Here is a 13,385-nt window from a genome sequence, read left to right as displayed (position 1 = left end):
ATGCGCGCTTACTTCAAGCAGTGAGAATTTCTTTTAGATGGCTAAAGAAGACCAGATTGAAATGGAAGGCGAAGTGGTAGACACCCTTCCGAACACCATGTTCCGCGTCAAACTCGAAAACGGCCACATCGTGACCGCCCATATTTCGGGCAAAATGCGCAAGAATTACATCCGCATCCTGACCGGCGATATGGTCAAGGTAGAGTTGACACCCTACGACCTGACCAAGGGTCGCATCACCTACCGCGCTCGTTAATTAACGAGCGCTCAGGCCTGCCTGCGACTAACTGTCTGCCGAGCTTAACGCCCGGCTCTCCGACTTCTTGCCGCGCCGATTGATATCCAGCTCCACCCCATCATTAACGATGGACACGGTGACTTCGCCACCGTCAGCGAGCTTGCCAAACAGGATTTCCTCAGCCAGCGCTTTCTTCAGTTTTTCCTGAATCAGTCGCGCCATCGGTCTGGCACCCATTTGCGGGTTATACCCATTGACCGCAAACCAGTCGCGGGCGCTGTCGTCAACACTCAACGTGACCTTCTTGCTGTCCAGCTGTACCTGCAGCTCCACCAGGAACTTGTCGACCACAGTGCGGATAGTCTCAGGCTGCAATGGGCCAAACTGAACAACGGCATCCAGACGGTTGCGGAACTCTGGTGTAAAGCTGCGTTTGATGACTTCCATGCCATCACTGCTGTGATCCTGCGCCGTGAACCCGATGGATGGTCGTGACATTTCCTGGGCTCCCGCGTTGGTGGTCATGATCAGAATGACGTTGCGGAAGTCAGCCTTGCGCCCGTTATTGTCAGTCAAGGTACCGTGATCCATGACCTGCAGCAGGATGTTGAAGACATCCGGATGCGCTTTCTCAATCTCGTCCAGCAGCAGCACACAGTGCGGATGCTTGGTCACTGCCTCGGTCAGCAGACCACCCTGATCAAAGCCGACATAGCCGGGGGGCGCACCGATCAGGCGCGACACGGTGTGTCGCTCCATGTATTCGGACATATCAAAACGCAGCAACTCAATACCCATGATCCGGGCCAGCTGACGGCTCACCTCAGTTTTACCGACACCGGTGGGGCCCGCGAACAGATAGGAACCGATAGGCTTGTCCGGTGTGTTGAGGCCGGCGCGAGAGAGTTTGATGGCCGTTGACAGTGATTCGATGGCTTCATCCTGACCGAATACCACCATCTTCAGGTTGGCTTCCAGGCCACGCAGGGCTTCAACATCAGAGGATGTCACGTGCTGCGGCGGAATCCGCGCAATTGACGCAACAACACGCTCCATGTCCGGTGCCTGTATCAGTTTCTTGCGTTTACTGTCGGGCTGCAGACGCTGCCAGGCGCCCGCCTCGTCGATGACGTCGATAGCCTTGTCGGGCATGTAGCGGTCATTGATGTAGCGACCTGCCAGCTCTGAGGCGGCCCTCAGCGCATTGTCGCTGTAGCGAAGGTCATGGTGTGCCTCGAAGCGCGACTTGAGGCCCTTGAGGATCTTGTAGGTGGTTTCCACATCCGGTTCTTCGATATCGATTTTCTGAAAGCGCCGTGACAGCGCCCTGTCTTTGTCAAAGATGCCACGGTATTCCTGATAGGTAGTCGAACCCACGCAGCGCAGGTCGCCCGACGTCAGGATGGGCTTCAGCAGATTGGAGGCGTCCATGACACCGCCCGACGCCGCGCCGGCACCGATGATGGTATGAATTTCATCAATAAAAAGAACGGATTCCGGCTGTTTCTTCAACTCGGCCAGCAGTGTCTTGAAGCGTTTTTCAAAATCACCACGGTACTTGGTGCCAGCCAGCAATGCACCCATATCGAGCGAATAGATCACATGCCCCTTCAGTACTTCCGGCACCTGGTCCTCGACCACCATACGGGCCAGACCTTCAACTACTGCCGTTTTACCGACACCGGATTCGCCGACCAGCAGTGGATTGTTCTTGCGTCGTCGACACAATATCTGAATCAGGCGCAGAACTTCTTTGTCGCGGCCAATCAGCGGATCAATGCGGCCCTGCCGGGCCAGCTCGTTGAGGTTGGTGGCATAGTTTTCCAGTGCACTGGCGGAACCACTGCCCTCCTCTTCAGTGCCTTCCTGCTCTGATTTTTCAGGATCTGGCGAGTCACCCTGCTGTTTGCTGATACCGTGACTGATGTAGTTGACCACATCAAGGCGGGCGATTTCCTGCTGACTCAGCAGGTACACCGCCTGGCTCTCCTGTTCGCTGAAGATGGCAACCAGCACATTGCCGCCGCTGACTTCCTGACGGCCGGAGGACTGCACGTGGAAGACGGCGCGCTGCAGCACACGCTGGAATCCGAGTGTAGGCTGGGTGTCACGCTCCTCGTCATGCTCGGCAAGAACCGGCGTGGTAGCTTCAATGTAGTCCACCAGGCCAGCACGCAGGCGGGAAATATCCGCTCCGCAATGCAGCAGCACATCGATCGCCACATCATTGTCCAGCAATGACAACAGCAGGTGTTCCACGGTCATGTATTCGTGACGTTTGCTGCGCGCATTCGCAAATGCGGCATTCAAGGTCGCTTCCAGATCACGGCTGAGCATGATGTCTTCCTCCCCTACTGATCAACTTCAACGTGGCAAAGCAATGGCTGCTGGTTCTCGCGCGAAAACTCGTTGACCTGCTGAGCCTTGGTTTCGGCGACATCGCGACTGTAAACGCCACAGACGGCCTTCCCCTCGGTGTGGACCTTCAACATGATCTGGGTCGCCTTTTCCACCGGCATCTGAAAGAACTCTACCAGCACCCCGACCACAAATTCCATGGGTGTGTAATCGTCGTTCATAAGTAAAACTTTGTATAACGGTGGCTTGGCGAGTTTGGGCTTGTCAGCCGCCGTCGCCAGCCCACGATCCGCGTGCTGATCGGGTTTCTGGCCGTCTGGCGACTGAGCGAAAATACTGCGCATGTTGTGCTGTTTCTCTCTATCTGATTTCTGGCTGATCGCCTGTGATTGCCAACAAAGATGCTATTTGCAAAGATCGACGCAGGCGTATATTTATTTCAGAGCCACATTATCACACGCCACTTCAGTCTACTTCCATATTACAGACTGTTGCAATTAGACAAAAATGATGAATAATAAAGCCTTGCAGGGACGACTTACATACGTTATGGATTAACACTCAGGTCATACCTGGCGTGTAACACAATTAAAATTAGAACTATACGTGCAATGGAGTATTACGATGGCAATGGGGCAAGTTAAATGGTTCAACAACGCTAAAGGTTTTGGTTTTATTCTTCCAGACGACGGTGGCGGTGATCTGTTCGCTCACTACTCAGCGATCGGTATGGATGGATATAAAACCCTGAAAGCAGGTCAAACCGTAACCTTTGAAACCCTGGAAGGTCCAAAAGGCCTTCACGCGACCAACATCAAACCTGTCGCACAATCACAAGCCTGACGAGTTCGGCGGGAGCCGAACAGGCTCCCGCCTCAGCTCACACGCACGCCCCTCCTCCATATTCTGACCTTCCAGCTGAGATAAAAAACTTTTTACACACCAGTTTTGGCTATACTTGCGCGCATGCCAAATCTCATACTGTTCAACAAACCCTTCAACGTTCTGTCCCAGTTCACCGGCGATGTGCCTGAGCAGACTCTTGCCCACTATATCGATATGCCTGGATTCTATCCGGCCGGACGACTCGATAAGGACTCGGAAGGTCTGCTGTTGCTGACCGACGATGGTCAGACCCAGCATCGAATTGCTGAACCGCGCTATAAACTTGCCAAAACTTACTGGGCACAAGTAGAGGGCATTCCTGACGACAAGGCACTCATCCAGCTGCGCAACGGCATTGTGCTGAAGGACGGCCCCACTCGACCGGCGCAGGCCGGACTGATCGAACCCACAGATTTATGGCCGCGTGTGCCGCCGATACGGGTCCGCAAGCAGATACCCGACAGCTGGGTGCAGCTCACGATAACCGAAGGTCGGAACAGGCAGGTAAGACGCATGACGGCAGCGGTGGGATATCCAACACTGCGGCTGATTCGATATCAGATTGGTGACTGGACACTGGGCAGTCTGAGTCCCGGCGAATGGCGAATTATAGAACTGCCTGAGCGCTGGTGGCGCTGAGAATTGCTGCTTCGTTCAGACTGGCTACTCATCTCCCGGCTTATTTTCCCAGCGCGCCGCCCGCTGGTAATCCGACTGGCGTGATGCCACCCATTCGCTCTGCTCACCAAAACGCTGCTTCTTCCAGAAAGGAGCGGACGTTTTAAGATAGTCCATGATGAATTCCGCAGCCGCAAATGCGGCCTCGCGGTGCGCACTGGCTGTCAGCACCAGCACAATCTGATCGTGCGGCAGCAGTTTACCGACACGATGTACCACACGCACAGCCTGCAGTGGCCAACGCGACCTGGCCCGCTCGACAATATCCCGCAACGCCTTCTCGGTCATGCCCGGGTAATGCTCAAGTGTCAGCGACTGACCCGCTGCGGCCGAAGCCTGGCCATCAGTTCCTGAACCCGGTGCGACATCCCTGACCAGCCCGCTGAACATGACGACCGCACCCGGATTACCTGCATCCGCGATAATGCCCTGATATTCGTGTGCCACGTCGAAATCAGCCGTCTGCACACGCACATCGAATATTTCCTGCGCAGACATCCTAACCTCCCGTCATCGGCGGAAAGAAGGCTACCTCTTCCTGTCCGGTCAAGGTTCGCTCACGATCCACAACTTCCTGATCAACGGCAACCAGAACCTGCTGCGCATCAGTCAGCAATGCCCATGGCGCACCGCGCTCTGCCAGCCAGGCCGCCAGATCCGCAACGGTAGTTACATCTGCTGGCAAATCCAGCTGCTCAGACTCGCGGCCGAGCTGCTCCCTGACACTGGCAAAGTACTGTAAGTTCAACATTAAAATTCAATCCTGTTCTTCATCTGCTGGTTCAGATCAATCTGCAATCCGCTTGAAGTCGCCTGATTTGCCGCCAGTCTTGGAAATCAGCCTTATATCGCCTATGACCATGTTTTTATCGACTGCCTTGCACATATCGTAAAGAGTCAGCGCGGCGACAGATACTGCTGTCAACGCCTCCATCTCGACCCCTGTTTTGGCATCCAGTCCGCAACGTGCTTCGATCAGCACACGATTATTGTCTGTGTCCAGATCAAAACTCACATCAACGGAATTCAACAGCAGAGGATGGCAGAGCGGGATCAGATCGGGACACTTTTTGGCAGCCATGATGCCTGCCACCCGAGCGACCGCCAGCACATCGCCCTTGGCATGTCCGCCACTGGCTATCAGCGATAGTGTCTGCGATTGCATACTGACCTCTCCGGCGGCGACCGCAACACGGTTAGTAATCGCTTTTTCACTCACATCCACCATCCGGGCGTTACCCCCGGCATCCAGATGCGTCAGTACACCTTCAGGTGCAGTCTTGCTCATGGCTCTGTCCTTGAATGTAAAACCTAACGGCCGACCATTATCCATGCTTTGCCGCTGCAATGGGAGTGTCGGGACGTCGAGCGAGCAATTTGTGGGGAAATCCGGTAAACTTGCGCCCCTTAAATTCAGTCATCCAACACTAAAACATGAGTTTCCAACCCCACAAAACGGTGGCCGTTGTTGTTGAGCAGCCCGACTGGCTGCGCGACACCAGCGATTCCGCACCGCGGTTTCTATTTGTCGAGGAAAGCGCCGACGGCCGCGTCGTGCTCAATCAGCCAGCAGGCCATCTGGAGGCTGATGAAACGCTGCAACAGGCCGCTGTTCGTGAGGCGCTTGAGGAAACCGCGTGGCGGGTAGAGCTGACCGCCTTTATCGGACTCTATCAATACGTCGCTCCGGCCAATGGCGAATGTTATATCCGCAGCTGTTTTGCGGCCCGTGCCGTGCACCACCACAGTGAACGCGCGCTTGATGCAGACATCATCCGCACCCACTGGCTGACATTGCCGGAACTGACAGAGCGCGAATCACAGTTGCGCAGTCCACTTGTCGCCAGGGTTGTTGAAGACTATCTGGGCGGCGCACGTTATCCACTCACTCTGGTCAGTTCCTGGTAGGAGCAATTAGTGACGGTTTTCAATCCTGGCAATACACGTGTCATCGTTGGTATGTCCGGTGGTGTCGACTCTTCTGTGGCGGCGCTGCTGCTCATGCAGCAGGGTTATCAGGTCGAAGGCCTGTTCATGAAGAACTGGGAAGAGGATGACGATACCGAGTACTGCACCGCCAAGGCCGACCTGGCTGATGCGCAGGCAGTCAGTGACCGGCTTGGCATCCATCTGCACACAGCCAATTTCTCAGCGGAATACTGGGACGGCGTGTTTGAACATTTCCTTGCCGAGTATCAGGCAGGCCGCACGCCCAACCCGGATATCCTGTGCAATCGCGAAATCAAGTTCAAGGCGTTTCTGGACTATGCAACGGAACTTGGTGCCGACTGCATCGCCACCGGGCACTATGCACGTCGCCATGACAGCAACGGCCAGACACAACTGCTCAAGGGGCTCGATACCAACAAGGATCAGAGCTACTTTTTGTGCGCGGTCAGCGAAGCCAGTCTGGCACGCAGCCTGTTCCCGGTCGGTGAACTGGAGAAACCCAGGGTGCGTGAAATAGCAGCAGAACACGGCCTTGCCACCAGTGAGAAAAAAGACAGCACCGGTATCTGTTTTATCGGCGAACGCAAATTCAAGGATTTTCTGCAGCGCTACCTGCCAGCGCAGCCTGGACTTATCGAAACCGTGGATGGTGATGTCATCGGGGAACATCAGGGCCTGATGTACCACACTTACGGGCAGCGCCAGGGTCTGGGCATCGGTGGTCTGGCACAATACAGCGAGGCTCCGTGGTATGTGGTCGCCAAAGACCTGGACCGGAATGTCCTGGTCGTTGCGCAGGGCAGCAAGCATCCAGCGCTTTATTCCAGGGCCCTGGATGCTGCGCAAATTAACTGGATCAATGGCTTACCGGCACTATTTCCCCTGACTTGCCATGCAAAAATCCGCTATCGCCAGGCAGATCAGGAATGTACCATTACAGCTCTGGATGGCGACCGGGTTCGAGTCACATTCGCGCAGCCACAACGTGCGGTCACGCCTGGGCAAACCATCGTGTTCTATCAGGGAGATATCTGTCTGGGAGGAGGCATCATTGAGCAGTACATCAAATGATTTTTCCGAGTGGGAGTACCGCAACATCGCTCTGGCCGTCGTGACAGAATGTGCATTGCGCGTCAATCAGCTCGCTGTCGATGGCACCATACCTACTGACAAATTGATCGCCTGTCTGAACCCTGTTTACAAGCTAGAAGCCGGAAGCGTCGCTGAGCTGTATCCGGACATCAGCCAGTTCAGCCAGGGCATCCAGGCGCTTCAGGAAAGTTTTGACAGCGCCGGCCTGCGCAAACACGCCAACACCGTCCGCTACATGCTCGGCATGCTTGTGATTCAGCAGCATCTCAACAAGCAACCAGAAATGCAGCAGCTCCTTGGCCAGCGTATCGGCCAGCTTGCCGCGGCTGAAGGCGACGACAGCCAGCCAGCTCACGAGCAGGCATTGCAGGCAGACTGTGCCGCCCTGGCACGTCTGTATCAGGACACCATCAGCAAGCTCAGCTATCGCATCCATGTTGCCGGCAACCCGGAACACCTTCGCAATCCGGAGGTGGCCGACAGAATCCGGGCGCTGTTGCTGGCGGGAATACGTTCGGCAGTCCTCTGGCATCAACTGGGCGGACGCCGCTGGCACCTGTTCGTCTATAAAAAGCGCATACACCAGTGCCTGGCAGGTGTGCGCAGACAGCTCTTCAGCATTTCCAGACCTGATTCTGACAACGTTCACTGACGCACAAGAAGGAAACATTTGAACATGAGCATCACTACATTGACCGCCATTTCACCGGTGGACGGGCGCTATCGTGGCAAAACTGAAGCCCTGAGCAACTGTTTCAGTGAATACGCCCTCATCAAGTATCGCGTTCAGGTCGAAATTCGCTGGCTTCAGCAGCTCGCAGCCCACCCCGACATTCCTGAAGCACCAGCTCTCAGTGATGCCGCAAATGATCTGCTGAACGAAATCGTCAGCAACTTTTCGCTCAAAGACGCTGAACGTGTGAAGACCATAGAAAGCACCACCAACCATGACGTCAAGGCGGTCGAGTATTTCATCAAAGAGAAAATCGCTGATCACCCTGACCTGAAACAACAGGTCGAGTTTGTTCATTTCGCCTGTACCTCAGAAGATATCAACAACCTGTCGTACGCTTTGATGCTACGTGACGGTCGCGATCTGGTCATGCTGCCGGCGATGCAGCAACTGATCGATCGTCTGCGCGAGCTGGCTCACGACACGGCAGCTCAGCCGATGCTGTCGCGCACCCACGGCCAGACAGCTTCCCCGACCACTGTTGGCAAAGAGCTGGCCAATGTGGTGTACCGGCTGGAGCGACAACTGCAGCAATTCGCGGACAGTCCTGTGCTCGGCAAAATCAACGGCGCCGTTGGTAACTACAATGCCCATCTGGCGGCCTACCCGAATATCGACTGGCAGGACAACGCCCAGAAATTTGTCCGTAAACTGGGTATTGAATGGAACCCTTACACAACCCAGATCGAACCACATGACTACATCGCGGAAATGTTTGCTGCCTGCTGTCGATTCAATACAATCCTGATCGATCTGGATCGCGACATCTGGGGATACATATCACTGGGTTACTTCAAACAGAAAACTGTAGCCGGTGAGATTGGTTCTTCGACCATGCCACACAAGGTCAATCCAATCGATTTTGAGAATTCAGAGGGCAACCTGGGTATCGCCAATGCCATCATGCAGCATCTGGCTGAAAAACTGCCAATCTCACGATGGCAGCGCGACCTGACAGATTCCACGGTGCTGCGCAGTGTCGGCACCGGATTCGCACACAGCCTCATTGCCTATCAGGCCACACTCAAAGGCCTGAACAAATTAAGTCTTAATCCGGGCGCGCTGGATCAGGACCTGGATCGTGCCTGGGAAGTGCTGGCTGAACCCATCCAGACCGTCATGCGTCGATATGGTGTCGAACAGGCTTACGAGAAGCTTAAGGAACTGACCCGGGGTCAGACCATTGATCAGACAGCCATTCGCAAGTTTATCGACACCCTTGATATCCCGGAGTCTGCCCGCACGACACTGCGCGAACTGACCCCTGGCAGCTACACAGGTAACGCCACTGAGCAGGCCAAATCAATTTGAACAACGAGCAGACAGACAGCGAATCCATACTGCCGGAGAGTTTTGATCGCCGGCAGTTCCTGGCCGAGTACTGGCAGAAAAAGCCCCTGCTGATCCGCGCTGGCGCTCTGTCATTCCTGGACCCGGTCACGCCAGAAGAGCTTGCCGGACTGGCCTGCGAGCCTGGCGTCGAGTCGCGCCTGATACAGGTAAATGAATCACAGACAAAGTGGAGTATGCGCCAGGGTCCTTTTGACGATGAGGATTTTCTGTCGCTGCCGCAGTCGAACTACAGCCTGTTGGTGCAGGCAGTGGATCAATGGGTTGACGGCGTCAGTGCCATGCTCGGTGACTTTGACTTTGTCCCCGGCTGGCGGGTCGACGACATTATGGTCAGTTATGCCACTGATCAGGGTAATGTCGGGCCACATTTCGACTATTACGACGTCTTCCTGATTCAGGGCATGGGGCAGAAACGCTGGCAACTGGGGCAGCGCTGCGATGCACTGACACCGATTGACCAGTCAAGCGGCCTGCGCCTGCTGAAGGACTTCAAGGCAGTTGACGAGTACACGGTGAGTCCCGGGGACATTCTCTACATTCCCCCTGGCCTTGCGCACTATGGTGTCGCTGTTGGTCCATCGATCACCTACTCAGTTGGTTTCCGCGCCCCCTCCTGGAGCGAAATTCTCAGCGGTGTCGTTGACCAGGCACTGGACGACCTGAATGAGGACCAACGCTACACTGACCCCCAACCCAGCCTCCCCCGACACTATGGTGAGATCCCGGTAGAGGTCATCTCTGACCTGCAACAGAAACTAACCACATTACTGACTCAACCCGAGCGCATCCGCCAGTGGTTTGGACAGACCATGACAGCACCGCGCTACCCGCTGGAACCGGATGGCGACGATGATTCTGCCGCCATCACCATTGATGCCCTTCGCCACCAGCTTGAGCAGGGAATGGAGATCTACAAAGTACCTGGAGCCCGGTTCGCATACTACGCTGGCAAAGATGCCGGGAATGCCAGATCGATTGAGTTTTTTGCTGATGGTGTGAGTTATTCCTGCAATGAGAACTGCCTGCTGCTGTTACAGACACTCAGCGCACCTGGCTATCTTATGCCATTGCCCGAATCCATCAAAAACCATGCATTTAGTGATGACAGCACCCTCCAGTTGCTCGCAGATCTGTATAATCAGGGCAGCCTGACCCTTGATTAATTCAACGATGAAAAGCGAGTGGAAAATGCCGATAAGAGTCGCTACTGGTCTTTTGCGCTGGACAGGATTACTGGCAAGGCCAATAAGCATGCTGAGCGCGAGTCTGATACTGCTCGCCAGCCCCTCATGGGCGCAGGAAGGCAATTTGGCCACCATCGAAATTATTGATATTGAACACCGCAGCCCCAGCGAGATTCGCAACCAGCTGACGCCGCTGTTGCATGAGCGCGGCTATATGGGGCAAATCGACAATAAATTGATTATTGCCACTACCGCAGCGAATCTCGACATTCTGCAACAACGCATTGCGACGCTTGATGTGCCACCTCGGCGCCTGATTGTCAGCGTCGACTTTGATTATCGCGAGCCGGGCACTGCCGCTGTGACGGACAGCATTGATGAAAATACCGAAACAGCGGTAACGCCGGACCCGGCACCCGAACGTGTCCAGGCAGTTGAAGGTGAGGTTTTGACCTTCCGCTCCGCCAGCCCTGTCGATGACGCAGTTGAGGTCCAGGAAACGGATCCGGACGCTGAGCCCGGCGATGTGGGATCGAATATACAGCCACAACTCCTGATGACTGCGCAGATTGTGGAACAGCAGGCCCACATCAGTGTGGCACTTGAAAACATCGACGGTTTTAGCGGCCAGCACACACTGCAGATACCACTGGGCCAGTGGTTTGTCATGAACCCGGATGCTGAGGGCCAGCCCATACTGGCCTTGCAGGTGGATGTCCTGCCCTGATGAGAGAGCAACTGACTCGCCGGCTTCCGTATCGGAAGGACAGTGAGTATCTGATTACTGCCATCGGCGCACTGCCCGGGGCATTCTGTCTGGATAGTGGCCTCACCCGTTACCCGCAGGGTCGTTTTGACATTCTGACAGCCCTTCCCAGCGCTACTGTCAATGTCAACCGCAACACCTCTGACGGCACTACCCGCCTCTACAAACGCCATTATGGCGAAAGCGACTGGCAAGCCCTGACAGGCACAGATTGGCGGCAGGTTGTCGAGGAGCTATTGGCTGCTCACCAACCGGCAGCAGCAGACATTGAGGCTCTTGCCGGACTGCCCTTTTGTGGCGGCCTGCTAGGCGCCCTGGCCTACTCCGCGGATCAGACAACAATAAGCGGCTGGCGGGCTGATCATGACGATCCACTCGCCCAGGCCTTACTGGAGCTTCCGGAGATTCACATAGGCCTCTATGAATGGGCGGTTATTGTCGATCATGAAAAACAACAGACCACACTGTTTTTCCTCAGTCGATGCCCGAACGCTATTCGTGACCGCATTGAGCAGTGCCTGTCTGACCTCAAGCAATCGACCAGCCGCCCGCAGTTCAGTCTGCTGCATGCCTTCACGGCAGCGAGCAGTCATCAGGACTATCAACAGGCCTTCACTCGCCTGAATCACTGGATTCAGGCCGGAGACTGTTATCAGGCCAATCTGGCCATGGGATTTCAGGCCGGTTTCCGCGGCGAGCCGCTTGGCGCCTATCTGCGGCTGAGGCAGACCAGCCAGAGTCCATTCAGCGGATTCGTGCGGACCGAAACCGCCTCGATTCTCAGCCTGTCGCCTGAACGTTTCCTTTCAGTAAATGACAGACAGGTCACAACACAGCCCATCAAGGGCACGCGCAGGCGCCATCCGAATGCCGCAGATGATGAATCGGCCCGGCTCGCGCTGCGCGACAGCGACAAGGACCAGGCAGAAAACCTGATGATTGTCGATCTGATGCGCAATGATCTGGGCAAAGTATGTGTGACTGGTTCTGTGAAAACACCTGAACTATTTGCGGTGCACAGTTTTACCCATGTCCATCACCTGATCAGCACAGTGACCGGCGAGCTGCCAGCGGGCATCAGCCCGCTGGCGCTGCTGCAACACTGTTTCCCGGGGGGATCGATAACTGGCGCTCCCAAGATCCGCGCCATGCAGATCATATCTGAGCTGGAACAGCGACCCCGAAGCTTTTACTGCGGCTCACTGTTCTATCTTGATCACAACGGAAATTTTGACAGCAGTATCTGCATCAGGACGCTGGTTTGCGCCAACGATATGGTTTACTGCTGGGGTGGCGGCGGTGTCGTCGCCGATTCAGACTGTGATACTGAATACCAGGAGTGTCATGACAAAGTCACAGCCCTGATGCACAGCCTGGAAGCAAGAGGCGCTGACTGACACACAGCAGCGCCCGCGATGTCTGGCTCAGGCGTCAGGGAGCCAGCTGACGGTTGCTGGCCTTTAGGAACTCAGCCTGCAGATCGGCGTATTCATGCACGGCCGGAAACTGTGGAAACTCACGAATCACATTCTCCGGCGCGCGGAACAGGATGCCGGCCTCAGCCTCGGAAAGCATCGTGGTATCGTTATAGGAATCACCAGCGGCGATGACACGATAGTTCAGTGAATGAAACGCTTTGACTGACTGGCGCTTCGGATCTTTCTGACGAATGTGATAGTTGACGATCATGCCCTGCTCGTCCGTTTCCAGGCGATGACAGAATAAGGTCGGAAAACCCAGTTGACGCATCAGCGGTTGTGCAAACTCGTAGTAAGTATCAGACAGGATGACAAGCTGGAAGCGTTCGCGTAGCCAATCGACAAACTCCTGCGCGCCGGGCATAGGTGACATGCCTGCGATGACCTCCTGAATATCCGGCAGACCGAGCTTGTGTTCACGCAGAATGCGCAGACGCTGCTGCATCAGCACATCATAATCCGGAATATCCCGCGTCGTTGCCCGCAGATCATCGATTCCAGTGCGCTCTGCAAAATCGATCCAGATTTCCGGAATCAATACTCCTTCCAGGTCAAGACAGGCTAGTTCCACGCGGCATTCCTCATTAGCTTATTAGAATAAATCACAAAACAGGCGGCGATTTTAGCGGTTTGCCCGCTGTCTTGCCAGTCGCCCTCATGTATCATGTGC

At 55.2% G+C, this 13,385-nt stretch carries 16 protein-coding genes; 10 read left to right on the top strand and 6 right to left on the bottom strand.

Annotated elements, in window-relative coordinates:
* The first annotated feature begins 37 nt into the window (after positions 1 to 37).
* Positions 38 to 256, top strand: a complete 219-nt coding sequence (gene infA / locus QGM61_RS04630) for a translation initiation factor IF-1 (protein ID WP_058021674.1) — start codon at positions 38 to 40, stop codon at positions 254 to 256.
* Positions 257 to 283: 27 nt separating this feature from the next.
* Here infA and clpA read toward each other — a convergent pair whose 3' ends face one another.
* Together clpA and clpS are read right to left on the bottom strand one after the other, a co-directional pair.
* The gene (clpA, locus tag QGM61_RS04625) at positions 284 to 2,575 is read right to left on the bottom strand and encodes an ATP-dependent Clp protease ATP-binding subunit ClpA (protein WP_281132159.1); all 2,292 of its coding nucleotides are present in this window, start codon (positions 2,573 to 2,575) and stop codon (positions 284 to 286) included.
* 14 nt (positions 2,576 to 2,589) lie between these two features.
* Complete coding sequence (gene clpS, locus QGM61_RS04620) at positions 2,590 to 2,940, bottom strand: ATP-dependent Clp protease adapter ClpS (RefSeq protein WP_281132158.1); 351 nt, start codon at positions 2,938 to 2,940, stop codon at positions 2,590 to 2,592.
* 280 nt (positions 2,941 to 3,220) lie between these two features.
* Between clpS and cspD the strand changes: the two genes are divergently transcribed.
* On the top strand, positions 3,221 to 3,439 hold the full coding sequence (gene cspD, locus QGM61_RS04615; RefSeq protein ID WP_237134163.1) for a cold shock domain-containing protein CspD: 219 nt from the start codon (positions 3,221 to 3,223) through the stop codon (positions 3,437 to 3,439).
* A gap of 123 nt (positions 3,440 to 3,562) precedes the next feature.
* Complete coding sequence (locus tag QGM61_RS04610) at positions 3,563 to 4,120, top strand: pseudouridine synthase (protein WP_281132157.1); 558 nt, start codon at positions 3,563 to 3,565, stop codon at positions 4,118 to 4,120.
* Between the two features lie 24 nt (positions 4,121 to 4,144).
* On the opposite strand, the gene moaE is transcribed toward QGM61_RS04610, so the two are convergent.
* The 3 genes from moaE to moaC are packed head-to-tail and all read right to left on the bottom strand — an operon-like array spanning position 4,145 to position 5,447.
* Positions 4,145 to 4,657, bottom strand: coding sequence for a molybdopterin synthase catalytic subunit MoaE (moaE, locus tag QGM61_RS04605; protein ID WP_281132156.1), 513 nt, complete (start codon positions 4,655 to 4,657; stop codon positions 4,145 to 4,147).
* 1 nt (position 4,658) lies between these two features.
* Positions 4,659 to 4,910 (bottom strand): molybdopterin converting factor subunit 1, encoded by a 252-nt coding sequence (gene moaD / locus QGM61_RS04600; RefSeq protein ID WP_281132155.1) that lies wholly within the window; start codon positions 4,908 to 4,910, stop codon positions 4,659 to 4,661.
* 36 nt (positions 4,911 to 4,946) lie between these two features.
* On the bottom strand, positions 4,947 to 5,447 hold the full coding sequence (gene moaC / locus QGM61_RS04595) for a cyclic pyranopterin monophosphate synthase MoaC (RefSeq protein ID WP_237134167.1): 501 nt from the start codon (positions 5,445 to 5,447) through the stop codon (positions 4,947 to 4,949).
* Between the two features lie 146 nt (positions 5,448 to 5,593).
* On the opposite strand from moaC, the gene QGM61_RS04590 reads away from it, so the two are divergent.
* From QGM61_RS04590 to pabB, 7 genes are all read left to right on the top strand, one after another.
* Complete coding sequence (locus QGM61_RS04590; protein ID WP_281132154.1) at positions 5,594 to 6,067, top strand: NUDIX hydrolase; 474 nt, start codon at positions 5,594 to 5,596, stop codon at positions 6,065 to 6,067.
* 9 nt (positions 6,068 to 6,076) lie between these two features.
* Positions 6,077 to 7,180, top strand: coding sequence for a tRNA 2-thiouridine(34) synthase MnmA (gene mnmA / locus QGM61_RS04585; protein ID WP_281132153.1), 1,104 nt, complete (start codon positions 6,077 to 6,079; stop codon positions 7,178 to 7,180).
* Complete coding sequence (gene hflD / locus QGM61_RS04580) at positions 7,161 to 7,853, top strand: high frequency lysogenization protein HflD (protein WP_237134169.1); 693 nt, start codon at positions 7,161 to 7,163, stop codon at positions 7,851 to 7,853. Before mnmA ends, hflD begins: the two co-directional genes overlap by 20 nt.
* A gap of 24 nt (positions 7,854 to 7,877) precedes the next feature.
* Positions 7,878 to 9,245, top strand: a complete 1,368-nt coding sequence (purB, locus tag QGM61_RS04575) for an adenylosuccinate lyase (RefSeq protein ID WP_237134170.1) — start codon at positions 7,878 to 7,880, stop codon at positions 9,243 to 9,245.
* Positions 9,242 to 10,450, top strand: coding sequence for a cupin domain-containing protein (locus QGM61_RS04570; RefSeq protein ID WP_281132152.1), 1,209 nt, complete (start codon positions 9,242 to 9,244; stop codon positions 10,448 to 10,450). The genes purB and QGM61_RS04570 overlap by 4 nt, the downstream gene beginning before the upstream one ends.
* A gap of 88 nt (positions 10,451 to 10,538) precedes the next feature.
* On the top strand, positions 10,539 to 11,198 hold the full coding sequence (locus tag QGM61_RS04565) for a hypothetical protein (protein ID WP_281132151.1): 660 nt from the start codon (positions 10,539 to 10,541) through the stop codon (positions 11,196 to 11,198).
* Positions 11,198 to 12,634 (top strand): aminodeoxychorismate synthase component I, encoded by a 1,437-nt coding sequence (gene pabB, locus QGM61_RS04560; RefSeq protein ID WP_281132150.1) that lies wholly within the window; start codon positions 11,198 to 11,200, stop codon positions 12,632 to 12,634. The genes QGM61_RS04565 and pabB overlap by 1 nt, the downstream gene beginning before the upstream one ends.
* A 34-nt stretch (positions 12,635 to 12,668) precedes the next feature.
* Here pabB and thrH read toward each other — a convergent pair whose 3' ends face one another.
* Complete coding sequence (gene thrH / locus QGM61_RS04555) at positions 12,669 to 13,286, bottom strand: bifunctional phosphoserine phosphatase/homoserine phosphotransferase ThrH (protein WP_281132149.1); 618 nt, start codon at positions 13,284 to 13,286, stop codon at positions 12,669 to 12,671.
* Positions 13,287 to 13,385 lie beyond the last annotated feature (99 nt).

The organism is Pseudohongiella sp. SYSU M77423 (genome assembly GCF_029911965.1).
GTDB lineage: Bacteria > Pseudomonadota > Gammaproteobacteria > Pseudomonadales > Pseudohongiellaceae > Pseudohongiella.
Note: the sequence above shows the minus strand (reverse complement) of the source record. Positions and strands in the feature narration are given on the sequence as shown.

Bases quoted from the DNA above. Each gene is read 5' to 3' on its own strand.
- infA (WP_058021674.1), top strand. From the start codon at position 38: ATGGCTAAAGAAGACCAGATTGAAATGGAAGGCGAAGTGGTAGACACC.
- clpA (WP_281132159.1), bottom strand. From the start codon at position 2,575: ATGCTCAGCCGTGATCTGGAAGCGACCTTGAATGCCGCATTTGCGAAT.
- clpS (WP_281132158.1), bottom strand. From the start codon at position 2,940: ATGCGCAGTATTTTCGCTCAGTCGCCAGACGGCCAGAAACCCGATCAG.
- cspD (WP_237134163.1), top strand. From the start codon at position 3,221: ATGGCAATGGGGCAAGTTAAATGGTTCAACAACGCTAAAGGTTTTGGT.
- QGM61_RS04610 (WP_281132157.1), top strand. From the start codon at position 3,563: ATGCCAAATCTCATACTGTTCAACAAACCCTTCAACGTTCTGTCCCAG.
- moaE (WP_281132156.1), bottom strand. From the start codon at position 4,657: ATGTCTGCGCAGGAAATATTCGATGTGCGTGTGCAGACGGCTGATTTC.
- moaD (WP_281132155.1), bottom strand. From the start codon at position 4,910: ATGTTGAACTTACAGTACTTTGCCAGTGTCAGGGAGCAGCTCGGCCGC.
- moaC (WP_237134167.1), bottom strand. From the start codon at position 5,447: ATGAGCAAGACTGCACCTGAAGGTGTACTGACGCATCTGGATGCCGGG.
- QGM61_RS04590 (WP_281132154.1), top strand. From the start codon at position 5,594: ATGAGTTTCCAACCCCACAAAACGGTGGCCGTTGTTGTTGAGCAGCCC.
- purB (WP_237134170.1), top strand. From the start codon at position 7,878: ATGAGCATCACTACATTGACCGCCATTTCACCGGTGGACGGGCGCTAT.
- QGM61_RS04565 (WP_281132151.1), top strand. From the start codon at position 10,539: ATGCTGAGCGCGAGTCTGATACTGCTCGCCAGCCCCTCATGGGCGCAG.
- pabB (WP_281132150.1), top strand. From the start codon at position 11,198: ATGAGAGAGCAACTGACTCGCCGGCTTCCGTATCGGAAGGACAGTGAG.